The 22,138-nt window shown below is 39.1% G+C and carries 18 protein-coding genes; all 18 read right to left on the bottom strand.

Translation table 11 applies throughout. The features are described from left to right. Nucleotides 1-181: 181 nt before the first annotated feature. The gene (locus tag Q0376_RS06180; RefSeq protein ID WP_298705286.1) at nucleotides 182-688 is read right to left on the bottom strand and encodes a hypothetical protein; all 507 of its coding nucleotides are present in this window, start codon (nucleotides 686-688) and stop codon (nucleotides 182-184) included. A 4-nt stretch (nucleotides 689-692) separates the two neighbouring features. Continuing rightward, on the bottom strand, nucleotides 693-1,202 hold the full coding sequence (locus Q0376_RS06175; protein ID WP_298705283.1) for a hypothetical protein: 510 nt from the start codon (nucleotides 1,200-1,202) through the stop codon (nucleotides 693-695). A 122-nt stretch (nucleotides 1,203-1,324) separates the two neighbouring features. Continuing rightward, nucleotides 1,325-1,852 (bottom strand): metallophosphoesterase, encoded by a 528-nt coding sequence (locus Q0376_RS06170; RefSeq protein WP_298705281.1) that lies wholly within the window; start codon nucleotides 1,850-1,852, stop codon nucleotides 1,325-1,327. A gap of 124 nt (nucleotides 1,853-1,976) precedes the next feature. Next, nucleotides 1,977-3,296 carry a radical SAM family heme chaperone HemW gene (gene hemW, locus Q0376_RS06165; RefSeq protein WP_298705279.1) on the bottom strand — a complete coding sequence of 440 codons (1,320 nt, stop codon included), beginning with the start codon at nucleotides 3,294-3,296 and terminating at the stop codon, nucleotides 1,977-1,979. Nucleotides 3,297-3,419: 123 nt separating this feature from the next. Continuing rightward, complete coding sequence (lepA, locus tag Q0376_RS06160) at nucleotides 3,420-5,222, bottom strand: translation elongation factor 4 (protein WP_298705290.1); 1,803 nt, start codon at nucleotides 5,220-5,222, stop codon at nucleotides 3,420-3,422. A gap of 18 nt (nucleotides 5,223-5,240) precedes the next feature. Next, the gene (gene mnmA, locus Q0376_RS06155) at nucleotides 5,241-6,305 is read right to left on the bottom strand and encodes a tRNA 2-thiouridine(34) synthase MnmA (protein WP_298705277.1); all 1,065 of its coding nucleotides are present in this window, start codon (nucleotides 6,303-6,305) and stop codon (nucleotides 5,241-5,243) included. A gap of 353 nt (nucleotides 6,306-6,658) precedes the next feature. Next, a complete protein-coding gene (locus tag Q0376_RS06150) occupies nucleotides 6,659-7,903 on the bottom strand; it encodes a methionine gamma-lyase family protein (RefSeq protein WP_298705275.1) in 1,245 nt (414 codons plus the stop codon). 58 nt (nucleotides 7,904-7,961) lie between these two features. Further along, entirely contained in the window at nucleotides 7,962-8,876 is a 915-nt protein-coding gene (gene miaA, locus Q0376_RS06145) for a tRNA (adenosine(37)-N6)-dimethylallyltransferase MiaA (RefSeq protein ID WP_298705273.1), read from the bottom strand. Nucleotides 8,877-8,911: 35 nt separating this feature from the next. Further along, nucleotides 8,912-9,727 (bottom strand): class I SAM-dependent methyltransferase, encoded by an 816-nt coding sequence (locus tag Q0376_RS06140; RefSeq protein ID WP_298705272.1) that lies wholly within the window; start codon nucleotides 9,725-9,727, stop codon nucleotides 8,912-8,914. Nucleotides 9,728-9,827: 100 nt separating this feature from the next. Beyond that, on the bottom strand, nucleotides 9,828-11,939 hold the full coding sequence (mutL, locus tag Q0376_RS06135) for a DNA mismatch repair endonuclease MutL (protein WP_298705268.1): 2,112 nt from the start codon (nucleotides 11,937-11,939) through the stop codon (nucleotides 9,828-9,830). A 2-nt stretch (nucleotides 11,940-11,941) separates the two neighbouring features. Continuing rightward, nucleotides 11,942-14,620 carry a DNA mismatch repair protein MutS gene (gene mutS / locus Q0376_RS06130; protein WP_298705266.1) on the bottom strand — a complete coding sequence of 893 codons (2,679 nt, stop codon included), beginning with the start codon at nucleotides 14,618-14,620 and terminating at the stop codon, nucleotides 11,942-11,944. Nucleotides 14,621-14,689: 69 nt separating this feature from the next. Continuing rightward, nucleotides 14,690-16,000 carry a tRNA (N6-isopentenyl adenosine(37)-C2)-methylthiotransferase MiaB gene (miaB, locus tag Q0376_RS06125; protein ID WP_298705264.1) on the bottom strand — a complete coding sequence of 437 codons (1,311 nt, stop codon included), beginning with the start codon at nucleotides 15,998-16,000 and terminating at the stop codon, nucleotides 14,690-14,692. Nucleotides 16,001-16,069: 69 nt separating this feature from the next. Then, nucleotides 16,070-16,909 carry a hypothetical protein gene (locus tag Q0376_RS06120; protein WP_298705262.1) on the bottom strand — a complete coding sequence of 280 codons (840 nt, stop codon included), beginning with the start codon at nucleotides 16,907-16,909 and terminating at the stop codon, nucleotides 16,070-16,072. 176 nt (nucleotides 16,910-17,085) lie between these two features. Next, nucleotides 17,086-17,907, bottom strand: coding sequence for a PHP domain-containing protein (locus Q0376_RS06115; RefSeq protein WP_298705260.1), 822 nt, complete (start codon nucleotides 17,905-17,907; stop codon nucleotides 17,086-17,088). Nucleotides 17,908-18,175: 268 nt separating this feature from the next. Next, nucleotides 18,176-18,298 carry a hypothetical protein gene (locus tag Q0376_RS06110; RefSeq protein ID WP_298705258.1) on the bottom strand — a complete coding sequence of 41 codons (123 nt, stop codon included), beginning with the start codon at nucleotides 18,296-18,298 and terminating at the stop codon, nucleotides 18,176-18,178. After that, complete coding sequence (locus tag Q0376_RS06105) at nucleotides 18,299-20,020, bottom strand: proline--tRNA ligase (RefSeq protein WP_298705256.1); 1,722 nt, start codon at nucleotides 20,018-20,020, stop codon at nucleotides 18,299-18,301. It abuts the gene before it with no gap. Between the two features lie 4 nt (nucleotides 20,021-20,024). Continuing rightward, nucleotides 20,025-21,098, bottom strand: a complete 1,074-nt coding sequence (gene ispG / locus Q0376_RS06100) for a flavodoxin-dependent (E)-4-hydroxy-3-methylbut-2-enyl-diphosphate synthase (RefSeq protein ID WP_298705254.1) — start codon at nucleotides 21,096-21,098, stop codon at nucleotides 20,025-20,027. 14 nt (nucleotides 21,099-21,112) lie between these two features. Beyond that, nucleotides 21,113-22,129, bottom strand: a complete 1,017-nt coding sequence (rseP, locus tag Q0376_RS06095) for an RIP metalloprotease RseP (RefSeq protein WP_298705288.1) — start codon at nucleotides 22,127-22,129, stop codon at nucleotides 21,113-21,115. Nucleotides 22,130-22,138 lie beyond the last annotated feature (9 nt).

Raw genomic sequence — 22,138 nt, 5'->3', positions numbered from 1 at the left:
CATTCAAGAGGTCAGCGGTTCGATCCCGCTTATCTCCACCACATTAAGGACTATCTGTTTAGATAGTCCTTTTTCTTTCCCCTAAAAATATGCACACAATCTAACTTGAATCCATCAAACGCAACCAACTCAAATTAAATCACGTTCTACTACAAACAAAAATAGCTAACATCATAAGATGTTAGCTATTTTTTATATGTACATAATATTGTTCATAATACTTTTTACGAATCACATATTCCACAGTAGCAGTCATGTACAATAGTAAGTAAAAGTAAGTAATACTCACTAGCCCCATGTACATAGTAGGAAGCATCGTATGGAATCTTGTATTTCCATTCATTGTATGCACTGCATCACCAATGATACTTGCTACAATTAGAAAAAACATAAAATACGCAATGGTTAACACTAAGGCTACTACATAAAATATGACTACAAAAAATTTCTTAGATAAATTTGTTTTTGGAAATCTACTATCCAGGCCCTTTTCATAAAAAGGTCGACATAAAAGTCCATACGCTGTAATAACTATACACAGCAATATTAAAGTCATACTGTATAGCCAAAGTTGGCTAATTTTAAATAACCAAATATAGTCAACCAATCCGATTGTTACAATGCTTATTATCTGAAATAGTATGCTTGTACCACAAGCACGCCATCCAAACATAATATAATCTTTCACACAATTACACCTCTAACCCCATTAATCTTTCTCTATATTTTTTTAATTTACGTCGCCATATGTATTCCACCGTGGCCGTACAATACAACAAGAAATAGAAAAAGGTAAATCCAAAAATCCCTACCATCAGAAATGGCAGTAATGCTGCATTATAATACGCGCTCTCTATATCAGAAACTGTATTGACTACTTCATAGGTAATGAAAGTGAAAAATAAAGCATATACAATGCATAGTAATAAGCTAATCATAATAAGGGTGAAGAAAAACACTTTTTTAGATAAATTCGTATTAGGAAATCTTGTATCTAAGCCTTTTTCATAAATCGGACGACAGCCAAAGGCCAATAAGGTTACCACAAGAAAAATAACGTCACCGATTAAAAAGGTATAGCCCGTTCCATCAGGACTAGCAGCAATACCGATATTAATAGTGTATAGACAAACTAAAGTCAAAAATTGAAACACCAGTCCAGCACCACAGGCGCGCCAACCAAATTTAAAATAATCTTTCACACTATGGCCCCCTACTAATTCACAAACATATATAATACTATAACTCACATTCTACATATTTCTACATACATCATTAAACTCACATTTTACTCATTCCTACATGCATCATTACATCTATTCTATCATACTTTAAACAAGTGTTTAAATTTATTGTGAATGTCCTCCAAGGAAATGGGCTTATAGTCATGAGCCTCAACACCCACATCATAACGTAAAATACCTTGCTTTATATTTTCCTCATTATAAGCTCCATTAGAGTGAATATGTCCATGTAAATTAACACCTCTATTGTGCCGTGAATGTTTCCACTCTAGCATAGGATAATGAATCATAGAATACGTAACATGTTCATATTTTATCATTTTAAAGTCAGTGATTTCTTCAAATAAACTCGAATCATACTCCCTATCATGATTGCCACGAATTAATATTTTCGTGCCTTTTAAACGAGCGATAAATTCATTACATTTTGTTTCTCCTAATCGAAACGCCAAGTCACCTAGAATATACACTATATCATTCTTGTGCACTACGGAATTAAAGTTATGGATTAGAGCTTCATTCATATCGTCCACTGTTTCAAATGGTCTATTTTGCATTTGAATGACATTTTTATGCCCCAAATGTAAGTCACTAGTAAAATAAATCATACTATCCCCCCTTATATTAACGTCACACCAATTAACTCCTTACATTAAGTTATATGACTTAATTTCTTATTTTAACTAATATAAATTAACTCCTTATTTTAAGTTATACCAATTAACCCCCTATTTAATTATCTCGTAAAAACTGACTGAACACATAATTACCATGTTTAGCGCCCTCTCTTGTGAGACGCCACGCCAAGTTTTTACCATCAGTTAACAACACATCACTATCAGTAGGTATACTATGACCATCATTACAATTCATAGCCTTGTGGCTCCATGGATTTTCTCCTAAGCCTGGCAACATATCAGTTTCTTCAGTATCATATAATTCCACTAATCCCTGTGAACGTAGCTGTTGCAAAATATGTCCAAATAGTTCAAATATATCTGTATTAAAACGCTCCTTAAATGCATCGGCTCGCAAGCCCCATTTTGTTCGCAATGCTAAAAAACAATAGTCTTCAACGGCCCGCTCTACACTAATAGACTCTTCAAATACAACAGGCAACAAGCCTTGGCGAATTCTATTTATATAAGGCACAACATAGGGTTCATTGTTCCGCCGCACATCCCTATAAAATGAATAGGCCCCCGATCCAAAGGCCAAGTACTCCTCGTATTGCCAGTATCGTAAATTGTGGTGACTATAAGCTTTATTATTCGTAGAATTAGAAATCTCATATCGCTCAAAACCATGTCCACCTAAGGTGTTAAGCATGCTATCATACATGGCTTCATTCTCATCATCACTGGGTAATTGGATATGTCCCAATTCTACTTCTTTATGTAAATTAGTTCCCTCTTCTAGCTGTAGTCCATAAATTGAAATGTGATTAACCCCTAAGTGTAATAAGTTTTCTACATTAGTCTCTATATCTTGTAAGGTCTGACCAGGTAAGGCATAGATTAAATCTCCACTTACTGAAGGAAAGCCCACTTCGATGGCATCGCAAATGGCCTGCTTAGCCATAGCTGATGTATGGCCTCGACGCAATAAAGTTAAGAGACTATCATCAAAGGTTTGCACGCCATAACTAAGACGAGTCACGCCTAAGGCTTTTAAACCTTGCAAATAGGCTTTATCAATTTCACCAGGATTCGCCTCAATAGACAATTCCATCATAGCATTACAGTCATAATAAGCCTTCAAAGTCATAAGAATACGTTCTAATTGCTTTAGACTAAGCTGAGTTGGCGTGCCACCGCCAAAGTAAACTGTCTTAATAGGAATCGTTGTAGACTCCGGATACTGCTGAGCCCACAATCTCATTTCTTCACATAAGGCTCCTACATACTCATCATAATAGGCTTCCAAGCCCTCATAGGAAGCAAAATCACAGTACGAACATTTTTTACGACAAAACGGGATATGGAGGTACACCCCCATATCCCGCTGTTTATTTATAGAGGGCGCATTTAGATTTGAAATTCTAGTATGCATACACACTCCCCATATATGATTTATAAATCACTTCATAGATTTACAGATAATCTTATAGATTGTTCTCTATAAGATTATATATTTTATAGACTCAATCATAATAAAAGACTATAACTGGCCTAATTATTTGTCATCTACCTTTAAAATAGCCATAAATGCTTCTTGTGGAATTTCTACACTACCCACCGCTTTCATGCGCTTTTTACCTTCTTTTTGTTTCTCTAAGAGTTTGCGTTTACGGCTAATATCGCCACCATAACATTTAGCCAATACGTCTTTGCGCCATGCTTTAACTGTTTCACGAGCTACAATCTTATTTCCTACAGCGGCTTGAATTGGAATTTCAAACATTTGACGAGGAATTAACTCTTTAAGTTTTTCAGCTAACGCACGACCACGAAGGGCTGCACGATCTTTGTGAACAATGATACTCAAAGCATCTACAGGCTCACCATTTAATAGAATATCCATCTTCACCATCGGTGATGCTTGATAGCCAATAAGTTCATAATCCAACGATGCATAGCCTTTAGTAGCAGATTTTAATTTGTCAAAATAATCGTAAATAATCTCCCCTAATGGCAAATGATATACAATGGATACACGTGTTTCATCGAGATATTCCATACTTTGGTATTCACCGCGTTTATCTTGAGATAATTCCATAATGGCCCCTACAAAGTCCTTTGGAACGATTGTAGTAGCCTTAACATAAGGCTCTTCAATGAAATCAATTTCTGTTGGCGGTGGTAATTTTGATGGATTGTCAATTTCTAAAACTTCACCATTAGTCTTATGCACTTTGTAATTAACACTTGGCGCTGTAGTAATTAAAGTTAAATTATATTCACGCTCTAAACGCTCTTGAATAACGTCCATATGAAGAAGTCCCAAGAACCCACAACGGAACCCAAAGCCTAAGGCAATGGAAGTTTCTGGTTCATATTCAAGGGCTGCATCATTTAGGTTTAATTTTTCCAATGCATCACGAAGATTATCATAATCCTTACTATCTGTTGGATAGAGACCACAATATACCATAGATACGGCTTTACGATACCCTGGCAATGGTTCGGTGGCCGGATTATCTGCCATAGTAATAGTATCCCCTACATGGCAATCACGCACATTTTTAATGCTTGCTGCGACGCAGCCTACGGAGCCACAAGTAAGTTCTTGTACAGGAATAAGATTTGGCGTAAATACACCAAGTTCGGTAACTTCAAAATCTTTATTATCATGCATCATGCGGATAATATCGCGTTTTTTAATAGACCCTTCTTTTACCCGTACATAGGCAATCGCCCCTTTATAAGCATCAAAGCGAGAGTCAAAAATAAGCGCTCGTGTAGGCTCATCTGATTTATCAGGAGGGGCTGGAATACGCTCTACAATGGCTTCTAAAATTTCCTGAATCCCTATGCCAGACTTAGCACTAGCCAAGATTGCATCCGATGCATCAAGGCCAATTATATCTTCAATTTCTTTTTTGACACGCTCTGGATCAGCACTTGGTAAATCAATCTTGTTAATAACAGGAATAATTTCCAAGTCATGTTCTAAAGCTAAATACACATTAGCCAAAGTTTGTGCTTCTACCCCTTGTGCCGCATCTACGATAAGAAGCGCCCCTTCACAAGCTGCGAGGGAACGAGATACTTCATAACTAAAATCCACATGACCTGGTGTGTCAATGAGATTTAAAGTATATTCCTTACCATCTTTGGCGGTGTGAAGCAAGCGAACAGATTGGGCTTTAATAGTGATGCCACGTTCCCTTTCAAGGTCCATGGAATCTAGCACTTGCGCTTCCATTTCGCGCTTAGTAAGAGTCCCTGTCTCTTCAATAAGACGGTCCGCTAAGGTAGATTTCCCATGGTCAATATGGGCAATAATACAGAAATTACGAATGTGGTCAGTCGACATAGTATACCTCATACCTCTCTAACAAACAGTTTCAATAACGCCCCCTCCAAGGACCTGCGTACCTTCATAGAATACGACTGATTGACCTGGCGTAATAGCACGCTGTGGCGTTTCAAATGTTACTTCCATTGTTTCATCATCTAAAATGCGTGCCACACAAGGTGATGGGTTCGCTGCATAGCGAATCTTGCCGGACGCATGTAGTTCTTTTGGAATAGTGCCAGATAAGAAATTGTAATGCTTACAAATCATGCGATTCGTAAATAAGCTTTCATCTGGACCTACGATTACTTCATTCTTTTCTCCATCAAGGCGCACTACATATAGTGGATATTCATAGGCAATACCAAGGCCTTTACGTTGGCCAATAGTATAATTGTATAAACCATTATGAGTACCTAAAATTTCACCATTTTCATGCACAATATTGCCAGAAGCTGGTTTTTCTGTCAATTGTTTTTGAATGAAGCCCTGATAATTATGATTTGGCAAGAAGCAAATATCTTCACTATCAGGTTTATTAGCTACTGGCAAATCACGATTATTGGCCATAGCACGAGTTAATGTCTTTTTCTGCGCCCCAAGAGGGAACATTAAATGACTTAAAATCTTTTGATTTAATGTGTAAAGTACATAGCTTTGGTCTTTGCTTGGGTCAGCCCCTTTATGCAATTCATAAAGCTTTGTATCTTCATTATACTTAACTTGCGCATAATGACCTGTTACCATATGTGTGGCACCAAGTTCTAAGGCGCGATTTAATAAGAGATCAAATTTTATATTTTTATTGCAGAATACACAAGGGTTTGGCGTACGGCCAGCAGCATATTCTTGTACAAAATAATTAACTACATTATCATAAAATACATCACGCGCATTGACTACATGATGTTCGATTCCAAGAAAATCACACATTTTCTTAGCATCAGTGACAGCTAATGGAATGTCATCAGCGTCTGTATCATCTACCCATAAACGCAAGGTAATACCAAATACCTTATACCCTTGTTCTAACAGCATCGAAGCTGTTAAGGAGCTGTCTACGCCCCCACTCATTGCAACTGCAACTGTTCCTTTTTCCATGCTTTCTCCTTCTGTGGACCGCTTGGTCCGTACAGTAACATCCATATACATGATACAGAGTGAAAGTCCGAATATGTATACTACAAAAATAAAAATAAAAACTTACGTAAATATATCACAAAAAACCGATTTTATATAGATTAAGCTATTAATCAATTACCTTGATTCTGCGGGGTCTCAACACTTAAGTATATCTCATAGCGCTTAAATATATCTCATTGGCACTTAAATATATCTCGTAGCCTTAAGTATATCTCATGAAGGGTAAGCTATTACCACAGCCTTTTAATTTATTATGTGTCGTTCCTTAACTTATTGTTCCTTAACTTATTATGACTCATAGAGACTTAAGTTTATTGTTCGCGACATTTTAAAATTTCTTCAGCAGCGCCTAAAATACCCAACATAGAATGCTCAAACACCAAGCCCCCTTGCATAAATATAGTGTAAGGAGGTCGCACTGGACCATCGGCACTTAATTCAATAGATGAACCTTGTACAAAGGTACCACCTGCCATAATAATCTGATCTGTATAGCCTGGCATATCTCCAGGTACAGGACGAACATGAGCATCAACGGGCGAATACGCCTGCATGCCACGACAAAATTGTTCCATTTCATCAGCATTATGTAAATTCACCGCTTGAATCAAATCATACCGTTTGGAATCAACCTTTGGAAATACTTCGTAACCTAGCAATGTACCTACTGCTGCTGTATACACCGCTCCTTTTAGCGCTTGTAATACCACGTGAGGTGCTAAGAATAAACCTTGGAAGAATAGACGATATCCTGGCGCATAGGAGCCCATGTGATCGCCTAAGCCAGGAGCTGTTAGTTCATAAGCCACGGCTTCTACTAAGTCTTCACGACCTGCCACATAACCACCTGTAGGCGCTATGCCACCGCCACTATTTTTAATTAAAGAACCAGCCATAATATGCGCCCCATGTTCTAAGGGCTCAGTCGTTTCTGTAAATTCACCATAGCAATTATCAACAAAACAAATTGTTTTAGGGTTTACTGAATTAACCGCTTTACAAATCACTTCGATATCTTTAACAGATAGTGGTTCGCGCGTACTGTAGCCACGAGATCGCTGAATCACAACTACACGAGTCTGATCCGTTACGGCAGCCTTAATACCTTCTAAATCATAAGAACCATTCTTTAGTGGTACTTCCTTATAAATAAAGCCACGTTCTACTAAAGAGCGTTTCGTCTCGTGTGGCACGCCAATCACGGATTGCATCGTATCATAAGGAGCCCCTACAGCATATACAAATTCCTTACCTTCTGCGCCACTTCCTAATAAAGCAATCAGCGTCGTTGCTAGGGCATGAGTACCTGACACGAAATGAGCTCTCACTAAAGCTTTTTCAGCTTTAAATACATGAGCAAATACTTCGTCCAGCTTTTCGCGGCCACTGTCATTATAGCCATAACCAGTTGTTCCATTAAAGTGATAATCACTTAACTGGCAAGCTTTAAAGGCTTCTAGGACCTTTTTAGTATTATGTAATGCAATAGGTTCAAACTTTTTAAAATGCGGTTCAGCCATTTTCATAGCGTCATCGCGCAAACGATCTAAATTCATTCTATACTTCCTTTTCTTATTGTTTTTTGTATCTTCTTATCCTACGTATCTTCTTATCCTACTGTGTTATTAATGCATACGCTTCGTCATAGATATGTTGCGCGTCTTTCTTGGTACAATCGATCCATTGAATATAGGGCATCCGCTTGTACCAAGTAATTTGCCGTTTCGCAAATCGTCTTGTGTTTTGCTTTATAGCTGAAATTGCCTCAGCCTTAGTTAAGCGCTGTTCAAAGTATTCAACTACTTCTTTATAGCCAATACCTTTAAAAGCTTGGCAATGGGGATCAATTCCTTTTTGCAAGAGCCCCTCTACTTCTTCAAATAAGCCTTGTTCCACCATTATATCTACACGCAAATTAATGCGCTCATATAATTCATCCCGATCCCGTCTAAGACCTATTACAGGTCCTTCATAGGATACCCCTTCCTTAGTCTGCTTTCTTAGGGCGTCATAATCGCCAGCCTCCATAAGTTCAATGGCGCGATACAGGCGATGTTTATCAGTAAATTGTAACTCAATATGTTTATCTTTAGCTAAGACCTGCGCATAAGCTTTGAGGCCTTCTAGACCAGCTTCACCATACAAGGTATTCAATCGCTCTCTAAGCGCTGCATTAGGCCCTGCAGGAGAAAAATTAAATCCTTCCAGTAAAGACTGCACATAAAACCCAGTACCACCAGAAAGAATAGGCGTCCGACCTGCTTCATTCTCTTGGGCAATAATGCGATGCGCTTCCGATTGAAATAGGGCCACACTAAACTCTTCATTTGGTTCTAAGCAATCTATCAAATAATGAGTGGCTCGCTGCAGCTCTTGCTCATTAGGCTTGGCTGTGCCTATCGAAAGGCCCCTGTAGACTTGATACGCATCACCAGAAATAACTGAAGTACTTAAGCATTCTGCTAATTGCAAAGTTAATTCTGTTTTACCTACTGCTGTAGGCCCTAAAATAGTAATCAACTGATTCATAGATCCTCCTTAAGTACTAGATTTACGATTTATATTTACAATTCATACACACCATAAGCGACTTTACTATATTGTCCGCCCTTTATATAGGTTGGAGGCCATTTTTTAAAAATTGTCGCAAAGGGCCGCTCTTTAACAATCACTTTTTTTCGCCCTACACGCTTAGCCTCCTCTAACATATCATAGGTCAATGATGACTCCACAATATGACCACGGAGCCCTAGAAATTGCGGACTTTCCTTGATAGGTACTTCAAACATAGGGTCAAAATATACTACATCAAAGCTATTTGTAGGAGCTTGTTTTAAAAATTGCTCATATCGCATGGCGCATAATTGAATTCTTCGTAAAGCCTCAGTTACAGCCAGTGATTCATGAACAAAATGACGACAACCATAATTGCTAATATAGGCTAATAGAGGATTTCCTTCTAAGCCAACTAAACGCTTAATTTCAGGATGTCCATAAGACACTACAATACTATCACTGCAAAGGCCTGCCGTACAATCTAAAAACGAATCAATGGGCTCTTTACCTACTGCCTCTAATAAATGTTCTGTATCACCTCTATCATACGCAATAATGCGTAGCTGCGCCATGGAGAGATGGAATTTGTGACTTACCTTTTCCCCTGTATATAAAACAGGACCCTCCTTACTGATAATTAATATATCAGCCCCTTCATAATTGGACTTTAATTTACTTAAAGAATCTCGACGCCTATAAATATAGGGAATATTCAAGAGGGAGGCGGCTAATTGAGCCGCTTTAACTTCTCTAGGAGTCCCCTTCTGTGCCGTTATTACTATCGCCTTGGAGCCCCACGATGAATTCTCTTCTTGCACATCCATGTCCTCCTAAAAAATATAACGAGAGAATTAGCTTCTCTTTAAACTTATTAATTTAATCTGCAGATTAACCGCGCAAGAACAATTTACCCATTTTCTCTTCTTAACTGCGCAGGAATAATTTACCCATTTCCTCAGGAGTAAATTTTACAATCGTCGGTCTTCCATGAGGACATACATAGGGCTTATCAGTTTTAAATAGTTCTTCAATGAGCACGGCCATTTGATAGGTATTTAAAGTGTGACCAGCTTTGATAGCACCACGACAAGAAGCATAGGCTAGCATTTCGTGGCGAAGTTGTGCCTTTGTAGGTTCTTGCTGCTCCTTTAAAAGGGAGAATACATAGCGTAATACTTCTAACCCTTTGCTCTCCACTAAATCAACAGGTAAACCTTCAATCTTAAGTTGTGTTGGTCCCCCTTGCACACCTTGAAATCCTAAATTAAGTAATACATCAGCCTGTTCCTCTACAATAATCAATTCATCTTCCGATGCTTCTTCATATTGAGGAATTAATAATTCCTGCATAGGAATGGCTTCAGCGGACTTACATAAAGCATCATAACGAATTCGCTCATGTGCTGCATGTTGATCAATAATATATAGATTGTCCCCTTTTTTTGCTAAAATATAGCATGATGCCACCTGTCCTAATGGTAGTAAGCCAGTCGTATTAATACTTTCACTTTGCTGCTGTATTTGGGCTGCTGAACTTGTACCATATGTAGGTACTGTACCTCTTACATCATTTCTAGCATTAGCTGTATAAGGCTGCCCCCCTTCTTGTAGGGCCTGCTCATGATGAGTTGTTACAATCTCATGAAAGCGCGCCTTATCTTCTTCCGTATAGGATTTACTATGAGCTCCAACTTCAAAATCCCCTGTATCTATCCACGATTCTTCACGATATTGTACTCGTTCAGGCGGTATATAGCCATCCTGTTTAAGACGCCGTACAAATTCTTCTGTAGATGCACGATTTTGTACCATCTCTTGGGACACTATGCGATTCGCTTCTGTGCCTCGCTCGATAGGATCAATATCAATTTCATGAAGTTTTTCACGTCCCATGGCGGTAAAGGAATTTTCATAAGACACATTAGTAGTAATTGTGCGCTCCCCATCACGGGCTTGTGCAGAATTATAAAAAGGCACCTCTGCCATACCCGCACCTTCCTTGGACCACGAATTTTGTTGCATCTGACCACTCGGTCCCATTTGCTCCAGAGGATTTTGCAAAGCCTGTAAAATAGCATGATATACAGCTTTAAAAACAGGCTTATCATCGCTGAATTTTACTTCACTCTTGCGAGGATGCACATTAATATCCACCGTTTCAGGTGGCACTGTAATATTCAATAAAACTAAAGGATAGCCACCTTTAGGCAATAAGGCATGGTACGCATTATCAATAGCTTTAGTTATGGCTTTATCGCTAATGACGCGATTATTCACCACGACAGTTTGCCAAATACGACTGCTCTTAAGAAGCGTTGGTTTGCTTACTACGCCAGTAACAACTATCCCCTCTGCTTCATAAGCAATAGGGAAAATATCATTACTCACCTTATACCCATATAAGGCAGACACCGTATCCATTAAGTCCCCATTACCAGGCACTACAATGCTAACAGAATCATTATTAATAAGCTTAAAAGCTACTTGAGGATTGCTAAGCGCTAGCTTGCCTACAATATCCTGAATCTTAGCTGTTTCTGTGCGTTCTGTTTTTAAAAATTTACGCCTTGCTGGTGTATTGAAAAATAAATCTCTCACTTCAATACTCGTTCCCGGCTGGGCGCCAAAAGGCATGCAATCATTAACCTGGCCTCCATCAATAGTAATACGAGTCCCCAATTCTTGATCTACGGGCCTCGTAGTTAAGGAAAAATGTGATACAGAGGCAATACTGGCTAAGGCCTCACCACGGAAGCCTAAAGAAGCAATATCAAATAAATCATCGACACTGCGAATCTTACTCGTCGCATGACGCAATACAGCAAGTCGTGCATCTTCTTCTGTCATCCCTGCGCCATTATCGGTTACTCGCATATAGGTAGTACCACCATCAGCGATTTCTATTTCAATAGTAGTAGCACCTGCATCTAAGGAGTTTTCTAAAAGCTCTTTAATTACTGACGCAGGACGTTCTACTACTTCACCAGCCGCTATTTTATTGATCGTTATTTCATCTAATACATGAATTTGTGCCATAATTAAGCACCTCCTTTACGAGCCTCCTCTTGTAGCTTAAAGAGTACATTGAGTGCCTCAATGGGAGTTAAACTCATAATATCCACAGCCAGTAGTTCATCCACTACTGAATCGGTAAATAAATTACCACCATACCCACCAGCAGCATTCTGCTGTAACATAGGAGCATTATTTTTGCCACTAGTCTTCGGGCTAGCACCTTTACTAGGTACCCCGTCCTTTGTAGCATGCGCGGTGGCCTCAGAAAGAGCTTTTTCTAAATTAGTCTCATCAGCACTGGCTTCTAAGCTCTCTAAAATAACCTCTGCCCGTTTCAATACTGAACCGGGTAGGCCTGCCAATTTAGCCACGTGAATACCATAACTTCGATCTGCACCGCCGCGCACAATACGGCGTAAAAAGACTACATCTTTGCCTTTTTCTTTTACAGCTACTGTATAATTTTTTAATTTATCATACGTATCTTCCAAAGGAATGAGTTCATGATAATGAGTGGCAAATAAGGTTTTACCATGAATATGCTTGCAAATATATTCTACAACAGCCTGAGCAATACTCAAGCCGTCAAAGGTACTTGTACCACGGCCGATTTCATCAAGTATGAGCAAACTATTGGACGTAGCATTATTTAAAATATAAGCTACTTCCTTCATTTCCACCATAAAGGTACTCTGTCCAGTTGAAATATCATCGCTGGCGCCAACACGCGTAAAAATGCGATCTACAGGGGAAATAATAGCTTCACGAGCAGGAATAAAGGAGCCAATTTGCGCCATAATCATAAGCAATGCGACTTGACGCATGTAGGTAGATTTACCAGCCATATTCGGCCCCGTAATTAAGATAAATTCTTCGCCTTGATGGTTTAGTGTCACATCATTAGGCACAAACACTTCTCGTTTTAGTAATTTTTCAATCACTGGATGACGACCATCGCGAATGGTAATTTGACCATTCATAGCCATGGAAGGACAAATATAATTTTCTTCATATGCCACTTGAGCTAAGCTTGCTAGTACATCGAGCTTCGCAATGGCTCGAGCAGTATTTTGAATGTCTTTCACAGCCCCCTTAATAAAGGTGCGAAGCTCTTGGTATAAAGTTTGTTCTAAGGCGATTATTTTTTCCTTAGCGCTTAAAATTTTGACTTCAAACTCTTTAAGCTCTGGCGTAATATAACGCTCTGCATTAGCCAAGGTTTGCTTGCGAATAAAATAATCTGGTACTGCCGCTGTATTGGCATGAGACACTTCAAAATAATAACCAAATACTTTATTATAGCCTGTTTTAAGGCGTATACCAGTCTTTTCTTTTACTTCTTCTTCTAAGCGATGAAGCCATTCTTGACTATTCGTTGCAAGGGAACGAAGTTCATCTAATTCCTCATTGTATCCATCGCGAATAACACGACCATCTTTTAAGGTCAGCGCTGGCTGCTCTGCAATAGCCCGATATAAAAGATCATAAATATCTTCATGGAGCTGTATATCCCCTACAATGTCACTCAACAAATTGCTTTCATAGGTCTTGCCTAAAGCCACCAAATCCGGCAAAATGCGAAGCGACTCACGAAGTGCCGTAAAGTCACGGGGCGAAACAGAACCTGTTTCAACACGGGCTAAAATACGTTCAAAGTCAAAAATGACATCTAATAGTTCACGCAAACGGCCTTGTTCAGTGGGCTTTGCTACCATTTCCGCTATGCTTCGTTGGCGCCGTTCTATATGATGCACATCCATTAAGGGACTTTCCACCCATTGTTTTAATAGGCGTGCCCCCATAGGTGTTAAAGTTTTATCTAAAATAGATAACAAGGTACCCTTTGTGCCACCATCACGTAAATTATGGGTAATTTCTAAATGGCGCAAACTAGATGTATCGAGTACCATTCGGTCCCCAATTTGCAAAGGATGAAGATAGTTAATATGAGATATATCAGTTTTAATGACCGTAGATAAATACATGAGTAAATATCCCAAACCTTCTAGTACATCTTCTTCTAAAAGGCCGGCATCAGCAAAATGAACCATGCTTTGATTGCGAATATCGCTCAGTTCCGCCCCTGGATCAAAGGGGGACAAGGCTACATTATTTAACTGTACCGCAATAAATTCTTCTAATTCCTTGCCAAGTGGGATACCGCCAACTGTTACCAATTCAGAAGGTCGATACATGGCTAAGGCATCATATACAGACGACTGACGCTCACCATGGCGTATGCGATCCCAAATAACTTCTCCCGTAGATACATCGCAAAACACGAGAATAAGGGTTTCTTTGGTACGATAAAATAGAGCCAAGAAATTGTTTTCTCGTGCTTCTGTACCATTTTCAGTAAGCACTGTGCCAGGCGTAATTACACGAATTACATCGCGTTTTACAATACCTTTAGCCGTCTTAGGATCCTCAACTTGCTCACAAATAGCTACCTTATAGCCCTTTTTAACAAGCTTATCAATATAGCCTTCTGCTGCATGATAAGGCACGCCGCACATAGGCGCTTTTCCTTCTTCCCCCGAATTGCGACCAGTAAGCGTAATATTAAGTTCTCGCGATGCTGTTAACGCATCATCATAAAATAATTCGTAAAAGTCACCAAGACGAAAGAATAGAAGTTCCTCTTTATATCTATCTTTTATAGAGAAATACTGATCCATCATGGGCGTTTGCTTTTTACTCATGTACGCCTCCATCACTAGCAAAATCAAGCCTATACTATTTTCATAGTATAGGCACAAAGCATTAATACATTACACGATAGTACCATATAAAATCCAGGTCTGCGCTTTGTCTACACGGGCCTGTACTGTATCACCAATTTTTAGGCTCTCATCTTTAGGGAATAAAATCATCTTGTTCCCAGACGTACGACCAAACCATACATTTTCATCATTGCGGCTTGGACCTTCTACGATAATAGGATATACTTCCCCTTCCATAGCTTTATTTAATTCCAAGGAAATCTCATTTTGCACATCCATCAAAGCCTGCAAGCGAACACGTTTCACTTCTTCAGGCACTTGATTGTCCATAGTTGCTGCTGGTGTGCCAGAACGCTTGGAGAAAATAAATGTATAGGCCATATCATAGCGAATGTCTTTTAATAATTGTAAGGTCGCCTGAAAATCCTCTTCAGTTTCACCAGGGAAGCCTACAATTAAATCCGTAGTAAGGGTAAGGCCTTTAATCTTTTCACGGCAGTACTCAATTAATTCCTTATAATGTTCTACAGTATAACGACGATTCATCTTTTGTAAAATTCGATTAGATCCCGATTGAATAGGCAAATGAAGCTGCGTTACCACATTGGATGAACGACCTAACGCATCAATCATTTCCTTATTCATATCTTGCGGATGACTTGTCATATAGCGAATTCGTTCTATGCCGGGAATATGGTCCAAAGCATCAATTAAATGACCAAAATGAGTACCATCCTTAAAATCTAAGCCATAGGAATTAACATTTTGACCTAGCAAGGTAATTTCTTTATAACCAGAAGCACCTAGTTTTTTTACATCTTCCACAATATGTTCAATAGGACGGCTTATTTCACGACCACGCACATGAGGCACGATGCAATAGGTACAAAATTTATTGCAGCCATTCATAATGGGCACCCAAGCCGAGAATGTACCACTAGGCTTTGCTTCTAGCTCATAGAGAACGGAATTATCCATCTCTACATTTAATTGATGCTTGTGCGTGCGCTTCACTTCTTCAACCATTTCATTAATATGGCGTAAATTATGAGTGCCCAGCACAATATCAATATGAGGGGCGCGTTTGAACATGTCTGCCTGATTCTTTTGTGCCATACAGCCTGTAATAGCAATAATTAAATCTTTGTTTTTTGCCTTTAAATGCTTTAACTCACCAATGCGACCGTAAATCTTATGCTCTGCTGTTTCACGAACACAGCAAGTATTCAAAATGATTAAATCAGATTCTTCAAAATTATCGGTGCTCTCATAACCTGCTTGCTCTAATTGATGGGCTAAGCGCTCAGAGTCGCTTTCATTCATCTGACAACCATATGTAAAAATATAATACTTTTTCATTATACTCTCCAACTATTTGCTAAATTTGTTAAACTTCTTAACCTTATTATTTTACCATACTGGCAGCTCTTAATGACGCCCTGGTGTAACTAATTTATCTACCACAATAGCGAGGCGCTCTACTGACATGCCAGTTATATACTCAATATCATTACAGATATACTTGTGCATTTCATTCATTATGTCTTTAACAGGTCGTCCTTTATATAAAACAACGCCCATATTTAAAGTTAAGGCATTATTTCCCTTTTGTGATTTCTTTATACTAATATCATCACAGTCAGAAATATCTTTAATCTTCTTTAAGCTATTCTTAATAATCGCTTCAATCACTTGATCTGAAAATGTTAAGCTTCCATAATAACTAAACACAGGACGAACAACGGATTTTTCAAATTCCGCAGGGCCTGTTTTAGAAAAACGCGTACGGCGCCAAATTGATTTAATAGGATCAATTAAATAGCCTTGAAAATGAGGTTTCAACTCCATAGTAGGGACGGGAATAATGTGCTTTCCTTCTTTTAAGCGCGATACTTGAGCCTTTTCAATCTCCTTAGGAGATGCTATATCTTCTATGTGAATATAACGACTCGGTGCCCCAATACCTAAGGCCTTAGCAATTTTCCCAACCATATTTTCAGAAGTCCCCAAAATCAGGATACGCTCTGGCTTAATTAAGTCTAACTGTTCTCTCACGGACGCTACTTGTTTAGGGTCTTGAAATATAGCACGACGAACAGCCTTAAGGCGACTCTCTTCTTTTTTTGCCGAGAAACCAGCTACAATTCGGTTATTGTGAATTAAAATACCATCGTCAATAATGCATTCTGCATAATTTTCATGAGCCACCACTAAGGCTCGATGACTTTTACCGGTACCACTAGGACCAACGAAAGCAATAACTTCCATAGTTTATCTCTCCTATTATAGTTGCAACGCGAAATAGTTATGCTCATTATATGATGCACTTAATACTATGCCTATTATGTTTGTGCTTGACACTATACCTATTATACTGGTACTCAACACTATACCTATTATGTTGGTATTTAATACTATGTTCATAACATTAAGTGCTCTAATCCTTACGCTTGGGCAATACGCTTTACAAATTCAGATACATCATCACGTTCCACTGTATAATCACCAATCTGTAAGGGAATCTTTTTAGGAATGCCATGAAAGTCTGAGCCCCCTGTTATCAATAAACCATGAGCTAATGCCATTTCACGATAGCGCTTTGAGTCCTCTTCACTATGTTTAGGATGGTAGACTTCCATGCCATCAAAGGATAGTTTTAACAATGCCAATACATCCTCATCCGATTGGATTAAAATAGGATGTGCCATCACAGCGACGCCACCAGCGCGGTGAATCAAATCAATAACATCTTCTGGCTCCGCTTTAAACTTAGGTACATAGCAAGGACTGGTGCGATGTAAAATCGTCTCAAAGGCTTCACTAACCGTATTCACATAGCCCTTTTTAATGAGCAGCTGAGACAAATGAGGGCGTCCTAGAGAGTTAGCATGAGGAAATAACTCTTCTAATTCTTCACGACACACATCATAGCCATTTTCCTTGCAACGGTCTACCATACGATATATACGTGACTGCCGAGCTTCTTTAAAAAACTCTACATATTCTTTAATCTCTTTATTAGCATAGTCAAACTCATAGCCTAAAATATGAACATCCTTATTATTATACGTAGAACTAAACTCGCAACCGCGAATAACTTTTATATCTGGAATAGGACTTTGTATTAAATCAAAAGAACCATCTATTGTATCGTGATCCGTAAGGGCCATTACTTTACTTCCTGCTGCTGCATTAGCTGCTCGCAACGCCTTGGGCAACATAACACCATCAGAAGAAGTACTATGCATATGAAAATCCACTAACATATTAACGCCTCCTACAAACTAGGTATATCACTTACTTATGTAATTCGAAAATACTCCATCTTTTATTATGACTTAAATTCTCATTTTACACAAGCATTTCACCTAAATAAATGGGATAAAAGCTAGATTTTCTTAAGTACACCCTATCTCTTAAAATACATAATCAAATTAAAAAAACATAATCAAATGATACTATCTCAAGCAAAAAATAAATACAGTCGATAAGGTCGTTCCCTATCGACTGTTAGTATGTTCTATACAATATACATTATTTAGGCAATATATCTAATGTTACCCAAAAATCCTCTAATACCTCTATCATAACCATTATTTGGTCCAATGCATCTAATGCCGCTACTACTAAATTTAATACGTCAAATGTGACAGCCAATTAAGCTAATCCCTCTAATGTAGCTTTAATAACCTTCACTACATCATCTACTGGCACTTCAATAACTTCACCAGTTTTACGCACTTTAACTTCTACAGCATTGCTTTCGATTGTATTTTTACTTACCGTAATGCGCACAGGATAACCAATCAAATCAGCGTCTTTGAATTTTACGCCCGCTCTATCTTTGCGATCATCAAGTAGAACATCGACACCAGCATTTTGTAGATTTGTATAGAGGCTTTCGCTCACTTTCATAAGCGCTTCGTCCTTCGCATTAATAGGTACAATAGTAACTTCAAATGGTGCGATTGCCACTGGCCAGATAATGCCATTTTCATCATGACTTTGTTCTACCGCAGCTGCCAAGGTACGAGACACACCAATCCCATAGCAACCCATTACGAATGGATTAGGGCGGCCATCTTGATTTAAGAATGTAGCTTGTAAAGATTCACTGTATTTAGTGCCTAATTTAAACACTTGTCCTACTTCGATCCCTTTAGCAAGACTTAAGTGACCACCACAATTTGGACATGGGTCTTCTGTAGTAATCAAACGAATCGGAGCTACAATGATATCATCTACATTAAAATCACGTTTTGGATTGATATTGATGTAATGAGCATCTACTTTGTTGGCACCGCCACAGGCATTGCTCATTTCCATAACCGTTTCATCCACCACGATTTTAAATTCATCACTTTGCGCTAAGCCTACCGGACTAATGAAGCCGCCTGTAAGACCTACATGATGCAATTGTTCCTCTGTAGCCATTTCAGGTTCAATCGTAGAATCTACGGCATGTTGAACAGCGATTTCATTAACTTCATGATCCCCACGAACAATAGCAAGTACAACTACACCATCAACTGATAACACAACAGCCTTCATAGTTTTTTCCAAAGGCAAATTCAACATGTGAGCTACTGCATCAATAGTACTAGCCTTAGGTGTATCTACAATTTCTAATTCTTTTGGCGCTTCACCATCACCAGGTAATACGCCAGGTTTACCGATTTCAATATTGGCAGCATAATCACAGGAATCGCAGTGAATAACATCGGCTTCACCAGAGTCAGCCAGGGCCATAAATTCATGGCTATTGCTACCACCAATTGCACCAGAATCAGCTTCAACAGGTTTAAAGTTTAAACCACAACGCGAAAATACACGAGAATATGCATTGTACATATCCCAGTAGGATTTATCAAGCCCCTCTTCATCTACATCAAAAGAATAAGCATCTTTCATGATAAATTCGCGACTGCGCATCAAGCCATAACGCGGACGGCGTTCATCGCGGTATTTATTTTGAATTTGATATAGTGTAATGGGCAATTGACGGTATGAATTAATTTCCCCTTTTACCAAGGTAGTAACCATTTCTTCATGAGTAGGCCCTAAGCAATAATCACGATTATGACGGTCTTTTAAACGCATCATTTCCGCACCATATACTTTCCAGCGGCCAGATTCTTGCCAAATTTCAGCAGGCTGAATTATAGGCATCATGATTTCTTGAGCACTAATCTTAGTCATTTCTTCGTGCACAATTTGTTCAATTTTGCGAATACTTTTCCAAGCAAGTGGTAGATAACTATAAAGGCCACCAGCCATTTTGCGAATAAAACCAGCGCGAAGCATAAGCTTTTGACTCATTACATCTGCATCAGCAGGAACTTCACGTAACGTAGGTGCATACAATTTACTTGCTAACATACAACTAAGACTCCTTTGACTCTAAATATGTTTCTATTTCATGGAATAAAGCATCTACAAGCTCACTTTCATCCACAGTTTTAATGGTTTCCCCTTTTCTAAAGACAATGCCGCGACCATCGCCACCAGCAATGCCAAAATCAGCCTCTCTCGCCTCTCCTGGCCCATTAACAACACAGCCCATAACCGCTACGCGAATAGGCTCTTTAATAGTCTTCAATCGTTCTTCCACAATTTCTGCCATCTTAAAGAGATTTACGCGACAGCGACCGCATGTTGGACAGGAAATCATAGTCGCCCCATAGGTGCGAAGACCTAAGGAACTAAGAATGGTTTTGCCCACTTCTACTTCATGAATAGGGTCCCCCGTTAAGGATACGCGCAAGGTATCACCAATGCCCTGAGCCAATAGTGAACCAATACCGATGGAGGACTTTATAGTGCCCTGACGAATAGTACCTGCTTCAGTAACACCTAAATGAAGTGGATACTGTACCTTATCAGACAATTTCTGATACGCTTCAATCATAAGCGGCACATCGGTGGCCTTAATAGATATCTTCATATCATAATAATCCATAGCCTCTAATATGCGCACATGTTCTAGGGCTGCCTCCACCATGCCATCAGCACAAGGATGACCACCATAGGCGTCAAGAATATGGGCCGGCAAAGAGCCCGCATTAACGCCTATACGAATGGGAATCTGCTTAGGTTTAGCCTTTTTTATAACGGCTTCTACATTTTCAGTACCACCAATATTGCCTGGATTAATACGAAGGCCATCAATGCCACTATCAATAGCTTCTAAAGCCAAGCGATAGTCAAAGTGAATATCGGCAATCAAAGGAATTTTACTACCTTCTCGCACTGTTTTTATCGCCTTCGCCGCCGCCATATCAGGTACGGCTAAACGTACTAAATCACAGCCAGCATCAGCTAGACGATTGATTTCAGCAATGGCTTTCTCTGTTTCTACAGGATTAGTAGTAATCATGGACTGAACACTAATGGGCGCAAAATGGCCAATCGGCACTGAGCCCACCTTAATTCTTGTAGTTTCTTTTCTGTTAATCATAGGTAACTCCTACCTTACAGACGGCTTATATCATGCGTAGTCGCATAAATAAATAGAGCGATTAGTAAAATGACACCAGTCATTTGAATGTACTGCAATGCCTTTGGTGGCATACGTCGTCTCGTAATTCCTTCAATAATCAATAAAATCAAATGCCCACCATCTAGGGCTGGTACAGGCAATAAATTAATTACCCCTAAATTTAAACTCAAAATAGCTGTGAAATTGAGCAAATAAACAAAACCAAATTGCGCCATTTCACCAGCTGCTTGGGCTACTCCAATAGGACCAGATACTTGTGCAGCCATTTGACCTGTAATCATGAGCCACAAGGTATTTACCATTTCTTTTAAAATAGCCAATGTAGCCGTTACAGACAAGGTCGCTGCATCGCCAATAGAGTATGGCGTAGAATTAATTTGTGGATTAATCCCAATAATAGCTCGCCCATTAGAAGCTGCTGTAGGAATAATAGATACTTCCTTAAGCTCCCCTTGTCGTTCTACCATCATGGTAACCACTGTATTTTCAGTGCCTTTTAAAAGAGTTGTAATATCTGACCACTCTTTAACGGCCTTACCATTAATGGTAGTAATGCGGTCATTCATCTCTAAGTGAGCAGCCACCGCTGGGGAATCGTTTACAATACGCCCAATAACTGGTTCAGTAGACGGCGTTTGTTGGCCATACGTAACGAATACACCAAAGAAAATGACGATGGCAAGTAAAAAGTTAAAAAATGCACCAGCAAAAATAACTATAAAGCGTTTCCATACTGGTTTATTTAAAAAGGAGCGATCATCTAGTTCTTCATCTGGCATCATACCAGCAATTTTATTATAACCACCTAAAGGAATCGCTCGTATGGAGTAAAGGGTTTCTCCTTTTTGTTTCTTCACAAGTGCGGGCCCAAAGCCAATGGCAAATTCATCTACACGCATGCCACTCGCCTTAGCGGTAATAAAGTGGCCAAATTCGTGAATAAAGACAATTATGCCAAACACAAAAATTGTGGCAAGTATCGTTAACACGCTATGTCT

Origin of the sequence: uncultured Veillonella sp., assembly GCF_937981445.1 — a bacterium.
Lineage (GTDB): Bacteria > Bacillota > Negativicutes > Veillonellales > Veillonellaceae > Veillonella_A.
This window is presented reverse-complemented; position numbering and strand designations above follow the sequence as displayed.